The sequence below is a fragment of the Gluconobacter sp. P5B12 genome (genome assembly GCF_018812035.1).
In the GTDB taxonomy this organism is placed as follows: domain Bacteria; phylum Pseudomonadota; class Alphaproteobacteria; order Acetobacterales; family Acetobacteraceae; genus Gluconobacter.
Genome location: NZ_JACRVV010000002.1, coordinates 1 through 18,323, shown reverse-complemented (window position 1 = coordinate 18,323; position 18,323 = coordinate 1). Strand labels below are relative to the sequence as shown.

18 protein-coding genes and 1 pseudogene are annotated in these 18,323 nt (G+C 54.7%); 9 read left to right on the top strand and 10 right to left on the bottom strand.

All coding sequences use genetic code 11. The annotated features are described in order from the left end of the window. Nucleotides 1–238 precede the first annotated feature (238 nt). On the bottom strand, nt 239–1,768 hold the full coding sequence (locus tag KP702_RS04130) for a GMC family oxidoreductase (protein ID WP_202206862.1): 1,530 nt from the start codon (nt 1,766–1,768) through the stop codon (nt 239–241). 14 nt (nt 1,769–1,782) lie between these two features. Continuing rightward, nucleotides 1,783–2,415 carry a gluconate 2-dehydrogenase subunit 3 family protein gene (locus KP702_RS04125; protein WP_252348551.1) on the bottom strand — a complete coding sequence of 211 codons (633 nt, stop codon included), beginning with the start codon at nt 2,413–2,415 and terminating at the stop codon, nt 1,783–1,785. A gap of 174 nt (nt 2,416–2,589) precedes the next feature. Between KP702_RS04125 and sucB the strand changes: the two genes are divergently transcribed. The 5 genes from sucB to KP702_RS04105 all read left to right on the top strand — a co-directional run bounded on the left by sucB (nt 2,590) and on the right by KP702_RS04105 (nt 8,365). Next, nucleotides 2,590–3,690, top strand: coding sequence for a dihydrolipoyllysine-residue succinyltransferase (gene sucB, locus KP702_RS04120; protein WP_202206860.1), 1,101 nt, complete (start codon nt 2,590–2,592; stop codon nt 3,688–3,690). Nucleotides 3,691–3,800: 110 nt separating this feature from the next. Then, nucleotides 3,801–4,778, top strand: a complete 978-nt coding sequence (locus KP702_RS04115) for a L,D-transpeptidase (RefSeq protein ID WP_202206859.1) — start codon at nt 3,801–3,803, stop codon at nt 4,776–4,778. 195 nt (nt 4,779–4,973) lie between these two features. Then, a complete protein-coding gene (locus KP702_RS16115) occupies nt 4,974–5,738 on the top strand; it encodes a TonB-dependent receptor plug domain-containing protein (RefSeq protein ID WP_306795929.1) in 765 nt (254 codons plus the stop codon). A 9-nt stretch (nt 5,739–5,747) separates the two neighbouring features. Continuing rightward, on the top strand, nt 5,748–7,175 hold the full coding sequence (locus KP702_RS16110; RefSeq protein ID WP_306795928.1) for a TonB-dependent receptor: 1,428 nt from the start codon (nt 5,748–5,750) through the stop codon (nt 7,173–7,175). Then, entirely contained in the window at nt 7,172–8,365 is a 1,194-nt protein-coding gene (locus KP702_RS04105) for a histidine-type phosphatase (protein WP_215768553.1), read from the top strand. The genes KP702_RS16110 and KP702_RS04105 overlap by 4 nt, the downstream gene beginning before the upstream one ends. Before the next feature lie 56 nt (nt 8,366–8,421). Here KP702_RS04105 and KP702_RS04100 read toward each other — a convergent pair whose 3' ends face one another. From KP702_RS04100 to KP702_RS04090, 3 genes are all read right to left on the bottom strand, one after another. Further along, a complete protein-coding gene (locus tag KP702_RS04100) occupies nt 8,422–8,823 on the bottom strand; it encodes a DUF3597 domain-containing protein (RefSeq protein ID WP_086634721.1) in 402 nt (133 codons plus the stop codon). Nucleotides 8,824–8,894: 71 nt separating this feature from the next. Then, nucleotides 8,895–10,190, bottom strand: a complete 1,296-nt coding sequence (ahcY, locus tag KP702_RS04095) for an adenosylhomocysteinase (protein WP_202206857.1) — start codon at nt 10,188–10,190, stop codon at nt 8,895–8,897. 90 nt (nt 10,191–10,280) lie between these two features. Further along, nucleotides 10,281–10,634: a hypothetical protein gene (locus KP702_RS04090; RefSeq protein WP_202206856.1), complete on the bottom strand. Its 354-nt coding sequence runs from the start codon at nt 10,632–10,634 to the stop codon at nt 10,281–10,283. A gap of 195 nt (nt 10,635–10,829) precedes the next feature. On the opposite strand from KP702_RS04090, the gene KP702_RS04085 reads away from it, so the two are divergent. Continuing rightward, nucleotides 10,830–11,894, top strand: a complete 1,065-nt coding sequence (locus KP702_RS04085; protein WP_046900389.1) for a transporter — start codon at nt 10,830–10,832, stop codon at nt 11,892–11,894. Between the two features lie 104 nt (nt 11,895–11,998). Further along, the gene (locus KP702_RS04080; protein ID WP_202207286.1) at nt 11,999–12,469 is read left to right on the top strand and encodes a hypothetical protein; all 471 of its coding nucleotides are present in this window, start codon (nt 11,999–12,001) and stop codon (nt 12,467–12,469) included. Between the two features lie 273 nt (nt 12,470–12,742). Here the strand turns inward: KP702_RS04080 and KP702_RS04075 are convergent, their stop codons facing one another. From KP702_RS04075 to mutY, 5 genes are all read right to left on the bottom strand, one after another. After that, nucleotides 12,743–13,906 (bottom strand): thiamine pyrophosphate-binding protein, encoded by a 1,164-nt coding sequence (locus KP702_RS04075; protein ID WP_202206855.1) that lies wholly within the window; start codon nt 13,904–13,906, stop codon nt 12,743–12,745. 25 nt (nt 13,907–13,931) lie between these two features. Then, nucleotides 13,932–14,309, bottom strand: coding sequence for a hypothetical protein (locus tag KP702_RS04070; RefSeq protein WP_202206854.1), 378 nt, complete (start codon nt 14,307–14,309; stop codon nt 13,932–13,934). A 73-nt stretch (nt 14,310–14,382) separates the two neighbouring features. After that, on the bottom strand, nt 14,383–15,564 hold the full coding sequence (locus KP702_RS04065) for a Gfo/Idh/MocA family protein (RefSeq protein WP_202206853.1): 1,182 nt from the start codon (nt 15,562–15,564) through the stop codon (nt 14,383–14,385). Nucleotides 15,565–15,675: 111 nt separating this feature from the next. Next, nucleotides 15,676–16,299 carry a hypothetical protein gene (locus tag KP702_RS04060; protein ID WP_202206852.1) on the bottom strand — a complete coding sequence of 208 codons (624 nt, stop codon included), beginning with the start codon at nt 16,297–16,299 and terminating at the stop codon, nt 15,676–15,678. Next, nucleotides 16,296–17,357, bottom strand: a complete 1,062-nt coding sequence (gene mutY / locus KP702_RS04055) for an A/G-specific adenine glycosylase (protein ID WP_202206851.1) — start codon at nt 17,355–17,357, stop codon at nt 16,296–16,298. The genes KP702_RS04060 and mutY overlap by 4 nt, the downstream gene beginning before the upstream one ends. A 10-nt stretch (nt 17,358–17,367) precedes the next feature. Between mutY and KP702_RS04050 the strand changes: the two genes are divergently transcribed. Together KP702_RS04050 and KP702_RS04045 are read left to right on the top strand one after the other, a co-directional pair. Next, nucleotides 17,368–17,886: a DciA family protein gene (locus KP702_RS04050; RefSeq protein WP_064275159.1), complete on the top strand. Its 519-nt coding sequence runs from the start codon at nt 17,368–17,370 to the stop codon at nt 17,884–17,886. A 113-nt stretch (nt 17,887–17,999) separates the two neighbouring features. Continuing rightward, nucleotides 18,000–18,323, top strand: a pseudogene (locus KP702_RS04045) (hypothetical protein); the annotation flags it as partial.

Sequence of the window (18,323 nt, the reverse complement as noted above, 5' to 3'; positions counted from 1 at the left end):
GTGCCCGTTGGGCAGACCTTAATGGGGGAGGATGTGCCTGCTTGATGCAAGAACTGGATCGGAAGCAGTGGTTCGGGATGTCTGACACCCATAAAGGGCCGGGCATCGCAAACGGGCATCATCCGGTTAGGAAAGGAGACCGGGCAGCTGATAGCCACCAAGAAGTCACGCTCGAATTACCGGAGCGCATAAAGGGGTGTCAAGCCTCGTGCGCTTCGGGGTGTCACTTTGATATAAATCAGTTTTTCAACATGGCATCTGCGGTGCGCAAAGACAGGGCCATAATGGTCAGGGCCGGATTGGCGGCCGTCGCACTGGGAAAGGTTGAATGATCGCTGATCCAGAGGTTGTCGATATCAAAACTCTGGCCGTATGGGGTAACGACGGCTGAACCAGACTCCGTCCCCATCCGTGCCGTTCCCATCATATGGGCTGCCCGATCAAGAAGACGTAGATCCTTGGCTCCGATGGCTTGCCACATGCGCGTTAACAGACGCGATGCATGAGCGTGCATTGCCAGTTCGTTTGGGCCGTAGCTGTGGGTAATGAGTGGCTTTGGCAGACCCAGGGCATCCTTTTCGTCTGACAGAACAACCCGGTTTTCAGGGCTGGGCATGCAGTCACCATGAATCCCCATGCCGATACTGCGGTTGTACCCGGCCAATGTTCTTACGAGATCTGCTCCACGACGGTTTGACCCACGTGCAATATTGGAGGCCCAGGTGATGGGCATCATTCCGAGAGACTGAATAAGATAGCCCCCCGCAAAATCGGCATCTTTAGGGCGCATCATGTCTTCTGTGATTGTGAGGGACGGATAACCCCGGTTCGGGCGTACCTCCTCATCAATTTCTCCCCAGATCTGCGTCGAGATATGGGTCATGTAGTTTTCACCGACCTGTCCGGAGCTGTTTGCCAGTTCGTTGTGAAGCAGCAGTCTTGCCGTTTCGACAGCACCAGCAGACAGAACAAGGCGCTCACAGCGTTGACGGACGTTTTCACCGTTTCGAGTGTAGACGACACCGGTGACGCGCCCAGCCTGATTGGTCTCGATTGTATGGACGTGGCATCCAGAGCGAATTTCAGCACCATGCGCGACAGCAAGTGGAAGCCACGTATTGTCTGCGCCTGACTTGGCCCCGTTGCGGCAGCCCTGATGACATGCGCCGCAATTTGCACACGCTTTACGAGTTCCAAAATGAGGCTGATTGAAATCGCGCGTAATGAGAGCCGTTGGCCCATCAGCATGACGAATGCCAACGGCATCGCAGGCGTCCCGCATCTTCATCGCAGCCGGATTGGCTGGTGGGGGGGCATAAGCATAACGCCGGGCAGGATCCCACGGATAGTTGGATGGCCCCGAGACACCAATGAAAGCTTCAACCTCTTCGATGTAAGGGAGGAGCTCTTCATAAGAAAAGGGCCAATCCACACTGCGGCCGGTTTCAGTATGAAGCCGAAAATCGCCAGCATGAGGGCGGGGTAGAAAAGCGCCGTAATGTAGCAGGGAGCCGCCCACGCCAGTGCCACTGTTATTTCCACCGAAAGGTTGAGGATTGCGGCCACCAGACAGACGTTCATGCAGCCAGTAGATTTCGCGCGCCTCGATCTCGTCTGATGTATAACGGGAGGGTGAAAAGCTCGGGCCAGCTTCAAGGACCAGGACACTCTTTCCGGCCTGGGCCAGACGAGCGGCAAGAGGAGCGCCACCTGCGCCACTCCCAATGACAATGACGTCCAGAATCTCTGTTTCGGCATAGGTCTTCATGGAAGGGTCTTGTCTCACGGTTTGGCTGAAGGAATTTTGGGTGAGGGTTCAAAGGATTCCCGCTCATTGGCCTCAACAGTCTGGAACCCTTGGAACACATTATCCCCACCGTTGAGGTTGGCGGAAATTCCCAGTGCATCCTGAACACGAGCATCGGCAAGGAAGCATTCAATCGCGTCTGCCCGGAGATCGAATGACCATTTTTGCATCTGCTCAGGAGTCAGGCGGTTCGCCGCGTTTATGCCGTGGCGTCCTTCCGCGAGTTCGTCGAGCGTCTGACCAATCGCTGAAGCATTAAGCGCCGGAAACGGCATGCTGTGCTGAGCTTGGGCAAGATCATCCAGAGTCAGTAATGCCTGCTCCCACGCTGTGACGTCTGGAGGAAGTTCGGCAAACCGCCAGCCGTCGCGTGGTCCGGCAAGAGCGGTATCTATGCGGACGGCCAGATTAAGGGGACTGTTTCCCAGAATATCTTCCTGAGGAAGCAGAACCGGCAGGATGGCCTCAAGAACCGCAAAGGCTTTTGGGGAAAGGACGCGTGGCGCCTGTAACAGGTCGTCCTCAAGGCGCGTGACGAGAATGTCGCGCGTTCTTCCAGAAAGATGATCGGATGCAATAAATTCGGGATAATCCGAGGGAAGGGGCATGACGGTGTCCTTTGCTCTTCTTTTCAAAGTCCCGGCATAGGGATAGTTCCTGGCTCCCGTTTGGCCGCAAGATGCACTATCCTGTTTTTGTGATCCTGTCGTATGTCCGACGGAACGGGAATTTTATAGAGATCCATCCCTTGATCGGGATGTTTGTGCAAGTAAGGAGTGACGATGGCGGTCGAAATCCGGGTACCGGCGCTAGGGGAAAGCCTGACGACCGCAATCGTCGCGCGGTGGCTGAAGCAGTCTGGCGACTATGTTCAGCACGATGAAACCATTCTCGAACTTGAGACAGATAAGGTCAGCGTTGAGGTGACGGCCCCGTCTGCCGGGCGTCTGGAGAATTGCATCGCGGTTGGCACAGAGGTGGAAATAGGGGGTCTTCTGGGAGAAGTGGACGAAACGGCTGAAGCGCCGGCTGTCGCTCCCGTTGCGCCTGTTGAAGTGGCAAAGCCTGAGCCGGTTTCAACGCCGCCTGTCCCCGAACCTTTGCCTGCTGCTGCTCCGAAGCCGGAACCCGTTGCTGCACCGGCCAAAGCACCAATTCCCTCAGCGCCAAGGGCAGATGATGGTCGCGAGCGTCGTGTTCCCATGTCGCGCCTTCGTCAGACTATCGCACGGAATCTGAAAGCGGCTCAGAATACGGCTGCCATTCTCACGACGTTCAATGAAATTGATATGTCAGCGGCAAAAGCGCTGCGGGCAGAATATCGTGAAGAGTTTGAAAAAAAGCATGACGGTGCCCGGTTGGGCTTTATGTCATTTTTCGCCCGGGCTGTTGTTGGAGCGTTGAAGGATTATCCGGCACTTAATGCCCAGATCGAGGGCGATGAAATTGTCTATCGCGATTTCGTCAATCTGGGCATTGCCGTTGGAACGGAACGGGGGCTTGTTGTCCCGGTTCTGCATGAAGCCGATCAGATGAGCTTCGCCGAATTGGAGCGTCGGATCGCCGACTATGGAAAGCGTGCGAGAGTTGGGTCTCTCAAGCTTGATGAGCTTTCTTCTGGAACGTTTTCCATAACGAACGGAGGCATTTTCGGCTCACTTCTGTCCACGCCGATTCTGAATACTCCGCAATCGGGTATTCTGGGGATGCATGCCATTCAGGATCGACCCGTTGTGCGGGATGGTCAGATTGTTGTCAGGCCGATGATGTATGTCGCACTTTCCTACGATCATCGAATTGTCGATGGTCGGGAAGCAGTCAGTTTTCTTGTTAGAGTGAAGCAGCTTGTTGAAGATCCAAGACGCCTCTTGCTCGACCTGTGACTTTTTGGGGAGATGGCGCGTTAAGGCGTGGCGTCTCCCGCTGAACGCTGGACGGTTCTGCCGATCCCCCGCGTTCATTGAACCATTATGAACCGAGGGTAATCCTGTCCATGCGGCCTGTTTCCACATTGTATCGCTCTGCCAGACTTTTTGTCGTGACAACCGCATTATGCGGTGGCGGTCCTTTGTTGTCGGCCTGCGCACATGCCGACCCAACCCCCGCTACGCCGACGGAAAACGGAGATGTATCTGTTCCTCTGCCAGCTGATAATCCAGTGACAGATGCGACGCCGGTGGTTCCTTCAGTTCAGATTCCGCCTCTTCCTATTGTCAGCAATACGGAAGCTCATAAGGAAGCCGCACGCCTTGTAAAAATGATGGCGAAGACGGTGAAGGGATTCACCACGTATAAGCAGGACCGTCGGGACGCTTTTGTTTCTCTTGCTCAGGCTGAAGTTGCAAAGGCCAATCAGCCTGTATCACGTCCTCAACTGATTATGGTTGTGGATCGGAATGAGCGTATTCAGCATCTTGATTTTGTTCTGGCATTACCAGACGAACCTTGGGTTTCCCTAGGAGGCACTCCTGTTTCAACAGGAACAACAGGCCGGAAATACTATTACATTACTCCGACAGGCGTTTTCCAAAATTCAGCCGACCGCTTGGGCTATCGCGCTGAAGGCACAAAAAACAAATATGGTATCCGCGGGATTGGTGCCAAAGGATCTCGTGTTTGGGATATGGGCTGGCAGACGGCAATGAAGGGCTGGCTCCCAAAACATGAAACCGGGCAGATCCGGCTGGAAATTCACGCTACGGACCCACAGTTTCTCGAGTGGAGACTTGGTCACTCTGCGTCTGAAGGGTGTATCCGAATTCCAGCGACGATGAACCGCTTCATGGATCATTATGGTCTGATAGATGCGCTTTACGAACAGGCGGCCAGCTATGATCCACGCTTTGCGGCACTCCTGCCCAAGGACCGGGAGGCGACCCCGATCGCGGGAGATCTGGTTGTTGTAGTGGATTCCGGCCCATTGACGGAGCCGAAGATTGACCCCATCGCGGACAAGCGACCGCTACCCTGATACATTCCAACACCAAAATGTTTCATCATGTTTATGACAGATTTTGGTACTTCGTATGAAGTTTATATTACAGGTTGGTAATTACTGTTCTCAGCGCTGGGTAGTAACAGTAATGAGCGTTCTCTATTCCACGGGAGCGCACAATTCCAATGATCAGTACCAGAAAAAAATTCGTCCTGCAGGCAGGCGTTATGGCTGCGGCGATATTTTTTTGGTTCAACGACCAACGCGGCAGAGCTCAAGCAGGCTGACACCGAAAAGAATGCTTCCAAAGAAAAGCCGAAGGTCGAAAAGCTCACAGTTCTTGGGTATGCTGAATGTATCGCTCCCGCAACGGTTTCACTGGACATTACGCAGCCGACATCAAAAATTCGGTCGGGTTTTTTAGCAAATAATATTATTCCGCTCGCAAGCGTTGATGATATTATTCAATTCCAGCCAAGCGTATTTTCTCAGAACCCGAATGGGCCGGGAATGGGAAAAGCTGAAACCATGAGTCTGCGTGGTTTTCAGGACGGCCAATATAATATGACATTCGACGGCATTCCTTTCGGAAACGCTTCCGATATGGGCCATACGACGTCCTCACTGTTTATCTCTCACTTTTTGGGGGAGGCGCAGATTGATCGTGGGCCTGGCACAGCGTCAACGATTGGAAATGCGACGTTCGGCGGAACCATGGGATTTACGTCCAAAAATCCAGCGGCGCGGATGGGGACAACGCTTTACGGGACATACGGTAGTTTCAATACTCGCGCAGGTGGTATTGAGTTCGATACAGGCAAAACCAGAATGGGCCGTGCTTTTATCGATATGCAGCACGAGGAAACCAATGGTTATCTGACCAATTCTTCTGAGCGTCGCAGCAACCTGATGTTCAAGGATGTTATCGATCTGGCGCCAGAAACAACGCTTACGATTGAAACGACGTATAACAAGGAATGGCAGTACACGACCTAGGGCGCCACGCTGGACGATTATAAAAAATATGGAAAGAACTACGGGTTATGCAATGACCCATCGAAGCAGTGTTATTACGGGTATCAGCCAAGCGTTTATACATCTGATTTTGATTATATCTCCCTTGAAACAAAGCTTCTGTCCTGGCTCACATTAGAAAATCAGATTTACACCAGTGGCTTTGAGCATGATTATTCTGAAAGCACAGACGCAAGTCAGGGTGATACCGCAGCAAACGGTGTGACATTTTATAGTGCCGCCGGAAAAAAGGTGGCGACCTATAAAAACGATATTCCTGGAAAATACGCAGATGCGGCGTATCGGACATATGGCGATACCCTTCGTCTGAAAGGGCATACGTCTTACGGCGATATTCTTCTGGGAGTTTGGGCTGACGTTCAAAAAGATCGTCGCTACACGTATGCCATTGAGCTGAGCCAGAATTCCGTTCCGGTTCTTGGTAAAAATGGTTCAGCATATAGCTATGATATTTCAGACCTGAACACGACAATTCAACCTTATCTGGAGCTGAATTTTCATCCGTGGGCAGGAGCGACAATTAAGCCGGGTGTAAAATATTCCATTTTCAAAAGAGATTATGATGCAGGCCTTAATAAGGGGACAAAGCTCCCACTGAAAGACACGCAAAGCTATGGATCATGGCAACCATCCATTGCAATTAATCAACGTATTATGAAAAACTGGAGTGCTTATGCTCAGGTTGCACGGGGCTTTCTCGCGCCACCACTGTCTGTTTTTCAGGTTAGTTCCGTTGGAAATGTAAAGCCTGAAACCACCATGAATTATCAGGTGGGATCGGTATATCATGGCCGCAACTGGATGCTTTCTCTGGATGGATATTACATCAATTTCTCGAATTATATTGCCTCGGCGCAGATTCAGGTTCCCAATATCGGTACGACATCGACATATGTGAATAGCGGTGGTGCAGTTTACCAAGGAATTGAGCTCGAAGGGCAATATGTCATTGGTTACGGTTTTTCCCTTTATGGAAATTACAGCGTCAATGACGCAAAATATAAGCACAGCAATGTTCGCGTTGCTAAAAGTCCAAACGCTTTGGCGTCTTTCGGGCTGCTCTATGAGAGTGAGCACGGGCCCTATTTCTCAATCATGGGGAAATATGCCGGAACGCATTGGGGCTTGGACAGCACGACTGATGAGGCAGACAATACGGTCTTCAAAAATCAGTATAAAATTGGAAGCACTGTGACGGCGGATCTCGCCATGGGCTGGCGTATTCATCATATTGGCTCGTTTTTCAGTAACGTGACCCCAAGCATCAAAATTGCCAACCTGTTCAACAACCGTGCCATTAGCGACTTTGCGGGTAATCAGTCTTATGGCGATGCCCCACTGTTCTGGCGTATTGCTGGCCGGAGCGTGTTCTTCAACATGACGGCAACGATGCCATGATGCGGCGACTGTCTTCGCTTGCTCTTCTGTTCGCCTTGGGGGGCTGTGCCTCTCAGGCGCAGCCAGACGTTCTCGAAAAAACCGTTTTTCTCGGCCGACACGGGATCCGCAGTCCGACACTTTCACCGCAGGAAATGCAGCATCGGACGGGTCATACTTGGCAGGTATGGTCTGTAGCGCCTGGAGAAATGACACAGCACGGTGCCGCAGCGTTGGCAGCGATGGTGCAGGCTGTTCAGAGAAACTATAGCGCAAGCGCTCTGTTTCAGGGCGCCGAGACGTGTCAGATCCTGGAGCAGGAGACTGTTGTCTGGGCTGATACGGCTGATCATCGGACGCGACAGACGGGGGACGTCTGGGCCAAAGAAATAGCCCCAGGATGCGCCATAAAGGCCCATTGGGCGACGACAGGTGTCGATCCGGTTTTTAATGCGCTTGGCACTCAGGCAGGCAAGATTGATCGTGGAGTTTTGGAGCAAGAATTTGCAGCCGCCACGAAGACATTGCCCGAACCGGCCTCTCATAACGCTCTGAAAGCCGTTCAGTCGCTCATGGCGCCGGAAGCATGCTCGGAGAGTAATTCGTCGCCGCAATGCTTTTTAGGTGCAACGAAGAATGAGTGGAAAAAAGGAGCACCAAATCTTCAGGGTGGCTTCGTAACGGCAGGCATGGCCGCAGAAAGTCTGTTGCTGACTTATGCAGAAGGTTTGTCTCTGGCTGACTTCGAGGTGGCTGACAAAGATGCGCCGCACGTTCTGGAAGCTGTTATGCCCGCGCATGAGGCAGAAAATCATCTTCTGAGGCGTCTGCCCGAATATGCCCGCGCCAGAAACGGGGTGATGGCGGAAAGTATTCGTGCGTTTTTGTCTGATCGCCCGGTTCGGTCTATCCCCGGGATATCGCCTTCCACGAAGGTGCTTGTTCTGGCCGGCCACGATACCAATCTGGCTGCCATGATGGCCCTGTTCGGGCTGGACTGGTCTTTTCCCGATCAACCGGATTCTACGGCCCCGAATACCGTTCTGGCGTTCGAACGCTGGCGTCACGCAGATGGCTCACGGGATGTCAGGATCAGGGTTTTCCACCAGTCTCTGGCAGAGCTGCGTCAGGGGAGGGCGCCTGATATCGAGACGTCTGCCTTAACACTGTCCCCTTCGCGGCCCATTTTTTTTCTACGCAGTGAAAAATAAAAAAAGCCCGGATGAGAACATCCGGGCTTTTTCGTAACTGATCCTGTTGGAAAGGCTTAGTGAGCCCAGCCTTCAGGAACCTTACCACCGTTCTTGGCCAGCTCGGCATAGACCTGCTTGATGAGCCAGACGTTCATCGTTGCTGAGTCATCCGTGCTGCCCGTGTAGTGCAGTTCGCCTGCAAGCTGCTTGCGTGATTCCAGGGAACTGTCGAGGCCGAGCAGCTTCAGAAGATCCACAATCGAGGTCTTGTAGTTCAGCGGCTGGCCAGCCTTGGATGCCAGATCCGAAAGAACGGCATCCACATCTACTGGTGCAGCTGGAGTTGCAGGTGTCGCTGGGGCTGCGGCAGCCGGAGCGCCAGCGGAAGCCTGTGCATCAGCCGTGCCGGAAGTTGTCGGCGTGGCTGCTTCTGCATGTCCGAAAATCTTGGACATGATCGAGCTGAAAAGACCCATAGGAAATTCTCCTGACGGTTTGAAAAACAGTGTCGGGGTAGACAACGCCTACCCCGTGTCACCTGTTCCGCTCAGTAACGATATTCTTCGTGCTTGAACGGACCGGCAACCGGAACGCCAATGTAGTCAGCCTGCTTCGTGGACATCTTGGAGAGCTCGGCGCCGACCTTTGCGAGGTGCAGGGCAGCAACCTTTTCGTCCAGAGCCTTTGGCAGAGTGTAAACCTTCACCTCGTACTGGCCCGGCTTGGCGGTCCAGAGTTCGATCTGGGCCAGCGTCTGGTTGGTGAAGGAAGCGGACATCACGAAGGACGGGTGACCTGTGGCGTTGCCAAGGTTCACGAGACGGCCTTCGGAGAGCAGGATGATGCGGCGGCCTTCGGCCAGCTCGACTTCGTCAACCTGCGGCTTGATGTTGTTCCAGCGATAGTTGCGCAGGGCTTCAACCTGGATTTCGCTATCGAAGTGACCGATGTTGCAGACGATCGCACGGTCCTTCATTTCGCGCATGTGGTCGATCGTAATGATGTCCACATTGCCCGTGCAGGTGACGAAAATGTCGCCGCGCGGAGCTGCGTTTTCCATGGTGACGACTTCATAGCCTTCCATGGCGGCCTGCAGGGCGCAGATCGGGTCGACTTCGGTCACGAGAACGCGGCAGCCTGCGTTGCGCAGGGAAGCAGCGGAACCCTTGCCCACGTCGCCATAACCGGCAACTACGGCAACCTTGCCAGCCATCATGACGTCTGTGCCGCGACGGATCGCGTCCACGAGGCTCTCACGGCAGCCATACAGGTTGTCGAACTTGGACTTGGTGACGCTGTCGTTCACGTTGATGGCCGGAACCTTCAGCGTGCCAGCCTTGGCCATCTGCCAGAGGCGATGCACGCCCGTCGTCGTTTCTTCAGAAAGACCGCGAACGTCCTTCAGGAGTTCCGGGAACTTGTCGTGCATCATGACCGTGAGGTCGCCGCCGTCATCGAGGATCATGTTCGGCGTCCAGCCGTCCGGACCCGTGATGGTCTGTTCAATGCACCAGTTGAATTCTTCTTCCGTCAGGCCCTTCCAGGCGAAAACCGGAATACCAGCGGCGGCGATGGCCGCTGCGGCGTGATCCTGCGTGGAGAAGATGTTGCAGGACGACCAGCGGACCGTGGCACCAAGGGCCGTCAGCGTCTCAATCAGAACGGCGGTCTGGATGGTCATGTGCAGGCAGCCAGCGATGCGGGCGCCCTTAAGCGGCTGGGAGTCCTTGTATTCTTCGCGAAGTGCCATCAGGCCGGGCATTTCGCCTTCAGCGATGGAAATTTCCTTACGGCCCCAGTCTGCCAGGGAGATGTCGTGTACCTTGTAGTCCTGCGTGGTCATGATTGGCCCTTACTGCCCGTCTTTGATGGCAGCAGGTATAGAGATTTGGCGGAGCCACGCAAAGTGTGGCTCCGTCGCACCTGACCTGTGTCAGTTCGGCTGTGTGGTGTCAGGCTTGGTTTTTACCGTCAGGTGCGGCTGATGTGTCCGCTTCAGGTGGTGCTTGTATTCCGTCTTGCCCTGCTTGGTGGTGTCCGACATGGCATGGGGAGCCTTGGGCGCGGGCTGATCCGGTTGCTCTTCAATCGTGTTGGGATTGGTTGGCAGATGATTGGACGGCTGATCGATGGTAGAGTTCTGGGCCTTCTGCGCTGCGGTGTTGGCCGTTTGCGTCTGGTCGTTACTTGGGCTGCTGATGGCCTGTGCGAATGCTGTTGAGGACACGGCAGGAGCGGCCATCAGAACAGCAGTGGCAAGCAGGGAAGCTTTGAGGCGAAAAGTCATGATGATATTTCCTTTGATGGTGAAGAGCTGGCTCTTCCAGGAATAATCTGTTAACTCCCGGCCAGCGTAACAGTTGCCATAAAGAGCATATTGCGTCTGCTGTGCGGCCATGTCAGAGAACGGCAGATCACCTTCTGTCGTGTTGCTCAGTGCCGACGAAGGTCCAGAATACCCCCTGAAGAACAGGAGGATGCCGTGTCAGAGAACTCCACCTACAATTTTCCTTTCACGGTGATCGATCCTGCATATCAGGAGACGGGGAAGCCTGCGTTTGCGAATGGGCTGGTATGGGCTGTCCATGCTGTGCCTGGACAAGACCTGCGACCTCTGGGGCAGGAAGAAGTTGAAGATCTTCTGACGCCCGGCCATGAGCTGACGTCTCAGGGCTGGTTCTGGCTTCACTTTGATACGGTCCACAGCTCAGCACGGTCGTTCGTCGCACATCTGCCAGATCTGCCTGAAGACGTGTGCGGGATGCTGGCAGAAACGGAATATGGGATTGCGCTTGAAGCAGCGGATGACCTGATCTGGGGCGCACTGCCAGCTTTTGATGATGCCTTGTCGGAAGATGACAGGGAGATTTGTGCATGGCGCTTTGCGATGCGGCCGGATCTCCTGATTACAACCCGGCGTAATCCGATCCCGGTTCTTGGCGCTGCTTACCGGTCTTTGAAAGCCGACCATATTCCGCCGACGCCTGCAGGAATCATTGACCGTGCTCTGCGCGAGTTCACGGGAACAGTCAGGCGCCAGCTTGGCCAGCTTGATGATGATCTGGATCGTGCGGAAGATGCTCTTCTACTGATCGAGCATCGTTCTGATCTTGGTCATCTGGGCGGTATTGTTGGTAAGGTGCGGCGTCGGGCGACGGAGCTGCGTCGTGTTGTGACGCCAATTGATCGCGTTCTGAAAGACGAAGATCTGGATCTCCCAGACTGGGCGGAAGATGAACTGCGGGATCGTGCGGAACGTCAGGTTCACGCTGCTCTGGACGATCTTATCGCGCTTCAGGATCGTGCCCGGTCATTGCAGGACGAACTGGGCTCTAATCAGGCGGAAGAAACCAACCGACGGCTCTATATCGTTTCCGTGGGAACGACATTGATGCTTCCCGCTACGTTCGTGACGGGTTTTTTCGGAATGAATACCGGGGGAATGTTTCTGGCTCAGGGAGCGTGGGGAACTGTTGAGGCCGGTTTTGTCTGCTTCGTTTTTATGAGTGTGACGTTTTTGTTCATGAAATTCGCACGTCTTCTCTGAAGGCTTCGCAGCGTTAAAATTCTTGGAAATTTCGCGGGATAAGGTCTTGGCCTTGTCGCTTAAGCGGTTAGTCTGTGTATCTGTTACGAAAAGATACAGTTATTTTGGCTGTGCTTGATGATGGGGACTGGACAGTGATAGCGCGTTTTCAAAAGACCATTGCTCTTGGCGTCTTGGGTGTCAGTCTGGCTGCGTGTTCACCGGATGTGTACACACCCAAAACGGCTATTGCGGCGGCAGCGGCAGACCCGACGGGTGTTGTTGGCACATTTGAGATGACTGTCCAGCGCGTCGGCCGACAAGACAATATGGTCTATCTAGATTCTGCCGATAATTATCGGGATCCAACGACGCTCATCATCGCCATTCACGAAAGCACGGCAAACGACTTGCTACAGGGGACGTCCCAGACGGCAGAGCAGTATTTCATGCACCGTCGGGTTCGGGCCTCAGGTCTGGCCAAAAAAGTCCCTGTCGGACGGCTCAAGGCAGATGGCACCGTTGGTAGCATTTATTATCAGACGCAGGTTTTTATCGGCGGGGTCGAAGATATAAAGATTCTACCCTCGGACTAAATCTGTAGCGGTCTGTTGGTGGTGATTTCGGGATGGGAAGGCGGATCAGCTTTCCCGTGATGGGGTGAATTTGTGGAAGCAGCGCGCCTGTCTCAGCTAATTAACAATGCAGAGTAGGCCGGACGGTTCTGATGGCTTCTGCAGGTTTGGGCAGGGTCCGCGTGTAGCTCTGGTTATATAAGCCGTCGCGTGAATTTCGGTTTTGATGACGTAGAGCGTTGCGAGAGCAATAATGATGCGCGCTATACCCAGAGGACTTCCGGTACGGATCGACTATGAGGACGTGGTGGCCATTAGACGTTGGGGCTGCCACGGCATTTCGTCCTCGGCTTGCGTTCCTCTTGGAAAAGATCTGCGACGTATGTTGCTCTGACGTGTTGTTTCATCGTTGGTCATCGGGGTCGTTAAAGGAAAAAACCAGGGTTGATAGTCCTCCTTTGAAGAGGCCGGCCTGCCCTGAGAGCGATGGGCAATTTCCCTTACGAAGTCCTTAAGGCAGAAGCCGTTGAAAGTGCGATTATTGACCGTGACACGATCTGGGTTGATCTCCAGAACGTTCTCGCCGTGAATAAGGTTCTGCCAGCCTACGGAGGAATAATCATTCCAGACTGGGGCGAGCGTGATGATTCCATCCGCCTCATGAATGATCTTTTCTGTCCTTGGATTGCTGACTTCGTCCCAGTAAATGCTCTGGAAAGCCGGATGCTCTTCGGGGAAGAGGCTTTTGGCAGCACTCACAACCGTAATGCTGCACCCAAGGCCGTCAGCGAGTTCTGTTGTGTTTTCAAGTGCCTCAGCTGCCGGAAGCTTGCTGCCGACAAGAATAACGATTCTATTCCGTTTTTCGAGGAAGCAGAGACTTTCATCTACAGCTTCATTCAGGCTTTCCAAATCTGGCGCCGGATGGGAGCAGAGTGAGGAAACCGGACTGGGTCTTACGCACGGCTGGTCTGCGATATGACAGGCAATTTCCAGATATGCGGGTTTTTTCTCATGCAGTGCCGTTCGAATAACGTGATCGATCTGTGCCGGCGCCGTTTCAGCCGAAGTGATGATTTCTGCGGCTACGGTAATGTGGCGGACCATCCCGATCTGGCGGAGGGGGGCAAGATCTGACCTCGGGTCACGCGTGTTGGGTGTTCCTGAAATCAGAATGACCGGCAGATTTTCGGCATAGGCTTCGCGAATGCCATTCAGGGCAGAAATGGCGTCAGCGCCAAAGGTGATGATTGCGGCTGCTGCACCGTTGACGCGGGCATAGCCCTCCGCTGAGAGGCTGCAAGTCAGCTCATTGCAGCTATAAATCTGCTTCATGCCACCGTGCGCGAGAAGCTGATCCAGCAGGACGAGATTGCAGTCTCCCGTTACGGCGAAATGATGCTTCAGGCCAATCTGGGTGAGACGTTCCGCAAGGTAATGTCCGACGGTGAAAATCATGTCTTCCGCGCTTCAGGAGCCATGATCAGTGAGTGGCCGCCTTGAGGGGCGTCTGTTCTGCAGCCGTTGAGGCAGTTTTGCCCAGTGTGGGAACGCCATGAGGCTGCTGGGCTGCATATTTCTCGAAGGCTTCCTGCGTGCCGATATAAGCGCAGTCACAGATGTCCCGGTCTGCGTAGATGTAACGCAGGCCTTCCGGTGTAGTCCGGGTCAGAAAGACATGCTGTGGCATGAGCTGAAGCTCGGCCCGGCGTGATGGGGAATTGGCTGGGTGTCTAACAAACCCCGCAGAAGCGAGTTGCTGTTCCGGCGGACTCATCGGTTCAGAGACACAGCCAGCAAGGCCAAATGCTGCAAGGCACAGGGCTGTCGGGACGGAAAGGGCAGAAGAAAGTTTGAACATAGCAGATATCCTAACTGCCTGAGCGGCGAGGGGTTCCATCTCATGCCAGGGGTGAGCGTGGTTGGGAGTGAGTTTACAACGCGTTTTTAGGCAGATGGATCATCTGACCGGTTCTGGCGGAATGGTAGAGCGCTTCCATCAGTTTCTGGTCCCGCAGGCCTTCTTCACCGGGCGTCCGGGGTGTCTGGTTCTTGAGAATGCATTCGGAAAAATGGTCGATTTCCAGAGCAAACTGGTTTCCGGCCGGGATGTGCCATTCGCTGACGGCTTTATGGTCGCCCTGGCGTCGTCCGATCCGCAGGCGGTGGCCTGTATAGGCGAAGGCGTTTTCCAGAGTGATCCACCCTTTCTCCAGTTGGATACGAAGGTCTTTGCTTTCGTGTGCGCCATAGCTGGTCGCGCAGTTGGCAATGACGCCTGACGGGAAGCGGAGCATGAAAGAGAATGTTTCATCCAGGTTTCTGTAGCGTGGATCATCGGGAGGGCTGACCATTTGTGCGAACAGACTCTCAGGTTCTTCTCCGAGCACCGCGCGCGTGCCGTTGAGGCAATAGAGGCCGATATCCGGAAGGGCTCCTCCGCCAGCCAGTTCAGGTTTGAGGCGCCACTGATCGGCGTCTCCCTGCATCTGTGTGTTGATGGCTTCGACGAGTTTGGGCCGGCCGAGCTCCCCGCTTTGAACCAGTTTTCTGACAAGCTGGTTGAAGGGTTCATAATGGCAGCGATAGGCAATCATGAGTTTCACACCTGCGGCATGGCAGGCTTCAATCATGCGTCTGGCGTCCTCGCTTGAGTTGGCCATGGGCTTCTCGCACAGGACATGTTTGCCTGCTGTTGCGAGGGCTTCGACCTGGCCAGCGTGGAGTGCGTTGGGGGTGACGACATAAACGGCCTGAATATCGGGCCTGTCTGCCAGCTTGTGGATTTCATCATAGGTGAAAAGTGACTCTTCCCTGATGCCATAATCATGTCCCGCGGATCTGGCCTTTTCCTTGCGACCGGAAATAAGCGCTACAGGTTTGGCGAGGCGGCATTGAAGGAAGGATGGAAGAATTTCTCCAAGAGTCAGCCGTCCCAGTCCCATAACGGCGAACCCAACCCGCTCGGACGGGGGGAGTGCATGAGGGGGCTGTGCTTCAGGGACGTCGGCGTCTCCGCGCCAGTTACCGAAGGTGATCTGGCCCTTTTCGACTGTTCCCGTATCCAGTTCGGAAGGGAGGAGATGTTTGAGGTCAGAGGACGGAGTCTGAGGCATTGTCGCTGCTTTCCCTGAAGGGTGTTCAGGAAAAGCAACGCAGGTTCAGCCCTGAAAGGTCTGCAAAATCCTAAAACCTCACGACAATCGTGAAATCCGTGTCTTGATGTGTCAGCCAGGTCGTCTGACGTGAACCCGGAGAGGAGGCTGATCATCGTTTCGAATAAACGAGATTTCGGCTTCATGCCGTGCTGGCAGCCTCCCGATCTGTTCAATATTCTGGATGTTGGCTGTGAGGGGAATAGACGTGTCTCCCAGCATCCAAAGGAAGCCTTCGCCGGGCCTGATGGTGGAAAGAACCTTGCCTGTTTCCACGTCGATCAGGCTTGCGGCTTGAGAAACCAAGAGAGTGGACAGGCCACGCATGGTGTCTTCCGTCATGGGCAGGAAACGTTCCCATTCCCCAGGGTTCGTAGAGTCTGTGCCAATTCTGCCTTTGCCGGGAACAGGGGCACTTATCAGGAAAGTTTTAAGTTCTTTCTCCTGAAAAATAATCAGACCGTTTCCCGCGTCCAGAGCTTCAAGTACGGGCAACGGCCGCGGCATTGAAACGCGCTTTTCAAAAGTGATGTCGCAAGGAAGATTTAGGGGAGGGGCAATCTTTGCGGATATGCCGGGATAGACGCCAGGCTGGAAGGGCGTCGGAGAAAAATAGTCGCTGATCGGGTCATGATCCAGAACGCGGCTGTGCCAGTCCATGAACCACACCTGGGTTTTGGGAAAAGTCTGGCTCATTTTTTCTCCATATCAGTAACTGCAAGGGCGAGGCATTTCTTCATAACGCCTGGCAATGCTGCGCGTGTTGTTGACCGAAACGCGCCAAAGGATGGGTCGATCCCTGCATTATGTCCCGCAGGGAGGGTCTTTGCGTAAACCATGAGCTTAAGTGTGAAATGGGTAAAGACATGAGTGACCTCTCCCCGTAGAGCCCACGGCCCGAGTGTTGGGGCATGGTTCATGGCATCAGCTTCAGTCCAGGGGGTCTCGCGCCACTCCGTCCCCGGAAATTCGTCCATGCCGCCGAGAAGACCTTTTTCAGGGCGCGTTCTCATCAAAACCTGCCCACTTGTATCCAGAAGGACAAAGTGCACGCCGTAACGCGTGGGACGTGCCTGTTTGGGCGCTTTGCGGGGAAGGGTGGACGCTATTCCTTTGGTATGGCCAAGGCAGGATGGACGCCAGGGGCATGTCAGACAAGATGGGTTGCGGGGTGTGCAGATTGTGGCCCCAAGATCGAACAGGGCTTGGGCAAAGTCTGATGGACGATCCTGTGCTTCTGCTGACTGGTTGAGGAGCGCTGCCTGTTTGGCCAGAAGCGGGCGCGAGGCGGGGAGAGGGTTTTCTATGCCGAAAAGGCGTGATGTCACGCGCTCGACATTTCCATCGACCGGTACGACGGGGCGGCCGAAGGCAATTGCGGCGATGGCGCGTGCGGTATAGGCCCCGATGCCTGGAAGCTTCAGGAGGTCTTCGACTGTGTCCGGGAATTGCCCGAGTTCTGCAACGCGTTTGGCGCAGGCGTGGAGATTACGGGCACGGGCGTAGTAGCCGAGCCCGGCCCAAAGATAGAGAACGTCTTCCTGTGGGGCTGCGGCCAGTTCCTGCACGGTCGGGTAATGCGTGAGAAAGCGTTCGTAATAGGCTATGACAGCCTTTACGGTCGTCTGCTGAAGCATGATTTCGCTCAGCCATACGGCATAGGGGTTAGGCCGCTGCCCCGGGAGGCTGCGCCAGGGAAGGGTGCGGCGGTGAGTGTCGTACCAGCGGAGCAGGTCGGAAGCATCAGGAGTCACGGAGAGGGATATGACGAAGGATCACGGTCCGGACAAGAACCTTCGTGGTCGGGCAGCGGGCATGGACCAAAAGCCCGCATGGATTCCCAAGCGTGGAGGAGCGCGGCAGATCGGCGCTCTGGTGCCGGGAATTACCAAACCGGCGTTCAAGAAGAAGTCTCCGCTTCTGGTTCGGCTTTCCATGGACTGGGAAGATTTTATCGGTCCACGTCTGTCTCGTGTGACTGAGCCGCGCCGACTGTCGGCAGGGTCTCTGACGCTGGCATGTTCGGGGCCGATCGCCATGGAACTGCAGCATCTCGCACCTCAGATCATTGAACGGATCAATACAGCCTGTGGTCTGCGGGGAGAGCATCTCATTCTTCGGTTGAAGATTGTTCAGGACATGACAGCATTTGAGAGGCCGAAGCCGCCAAGGCCCAAGCCCGTTCAGGTTGATGTTCCTGAGATTGAAGATGACGAGTTGCGGGATGCCCTGCAACGCCTTGGTGGCCATATCGGAGCGCGGGGTGGCCGCAGGCGTCGGTGACAGAAGTGTTTCACGTGAAACGACTTGTTTCATGCCCTGAAAGAGCCCTTTTCAGGGACCAGAGTTCTGACGATATGGAAAGCTGAAAGCGGCTATTTCCAAGGAGACAAGCCATGAACATCACGAAAAAATCTGCTGGAGCCTTGGTTCTTGCTGCGTTGATCGGCGCTGCACCGTTTTCGGCAATGGCGCAGCGTGGGGGTGGTCCGGGCGGTGGTGGCTTCCATGGTGGAGGTGGCGGGATGGGCGGATTTCGTGGTGGTGGCGGTTACGGTGGTGGCCCGGGAGGTGGCTTCCGTGGCGGCCCTGGGATAGGTGGCTTCCGGGGTGGTCCGGGTGGTGGCTACGGCTATCGTGGAGGCCCCGGTTGGGGCTTTCGTCCTGGATATGGTGGCTGGGGCGGTGGATGGGGTGGCCCGCGCTTCGTCGGTTGGGGC

Coding starts and splice junctions, on each gene's coding strand:
- KP702_RS04130 (WP_202206862.1), bottom strand. CDS start 1,768: ATGAAGACCTATGCCGAAACAGAGATTCTGGACGTCATTGTCATTGGG.
- KP702_RS04125 (WP_252348551.1), bottom strand. CDS start 2,415: ATGCCCCTTCCCTCGGATTATCCCGAATTTATTGCATCCGATCATCTT.
- sucB (WP_202206860.1), top strand. CDS start 2,590: ATGGCGGTCGAAATCCGGGTACCGGCGCTAGGGGAAAGCCTGACGACC.
- KP702_RS04115 (WP_202206859.1), top strand. CDS start 3,801: ATGCGGCCTGTTTCCACATTGTATCGCTCTGCCAGACTTTTTGTCGTG.
- KP702_RS04105 (WP_215768553.1), top strand. CDS start 7,172: ATGATGCGGCGACTGTCTTCGCTTGCTCTTCTGTTCGCCTTGGGGGGC.
- KP702_RS04100 (WP_086634721.1), bottom strand. CDS start 8,823: ATGGGTCTTTTCAGCTCGATCATGTCCAAGATTTTCGGACATGCAGAA.
- ahcY (WP_202206857.1), bottom strand. CDS start 10,190: ATGACCACGCAGGACTACAAGGTACACGACATCTCCCTGGCAGACTGG.
- KP702_RS04090 (WP_202206856.1), bottom strand. CDS start 10,634: ATGACTTTTCGCCTCAAAGCTTCCCTGCTTGCCACTGCTGTTCTGATG.
- KP702_RS04075 (WP_202206855.1), bottom strand. CDS start 13,906: ATGATTTTCACCGTCGGACATTACCTTGCGGAACGTCTCACCCAGATT.
- KP702_RS04070 (WP_202206854.1), bottom strand. CDS start 14,309: ATGTTCAAACTTTCTTCTGCCCTTTCCGTCCCGACAGCCCTGTGCCTT.
- KP702_RS04065 (WP_202206853.1), bottom strand. CDS start 15,564: ATGCCTCAGACTCCGTCCTCTGACCTCAAACATCTCCTCCCTTCCGAA.
- KP702_RS04060 (WP_202206852.1), bottom strand. CDS start 16,299: ATGAGCCAGACTTTTCCCAAAACCCAGGTGTGGTTCATGGACTGGCAC.
- KP702_RS04050 (WP_064275159.1), top strand. CDS start 17,368: ATGACGAAGGATCACGGTCCGGACAAGAACCTTCGTGGTCGGGCAGCG.